This window comes from Methylobacterium sp. AC433 (assembly GCF_979253015.1).
On record NZ_CEEDBN010000094.1, the window covers coordinates 1 to 246 of the forward strand.

The 246-nt window shown below is 72.0% G+C and carries 1 pseudogene; it reads right to left on the reverse strand.

Features of this window, described 5'->3' with window-relative positions:
* A pseudogene (locus AC0IWM_RS23855) lies at positions 1-246 on the reverse strand (homospermidine synthase); the annotation flags it as partial.

Consider the following 246-nt stretch of genomic DNA (forward strand, 5'->3'; position numbering starts at 1 on the left):
CTCGGGGAACAGGCCCGGGCGGCCTGTCAGCGGCGTCCAGTCGGTGTAGACGCCGATCCCGGGGCCGAGATACGGGCTCTGCACCTCGAGGCAGCGGCGGAACTCCATCTCGTCGGCCTCGACGATGCCGGCCTCCGGGTTCTCCAGCGCCCAGCCCATGCCGGCGAGCACGGCCGAGGTCACCTGCAGGCCGGTGGCGTTCTGGTAGGGGCGATGCGGCGGGTCTCCTCGATGGAGAGCTGCGAG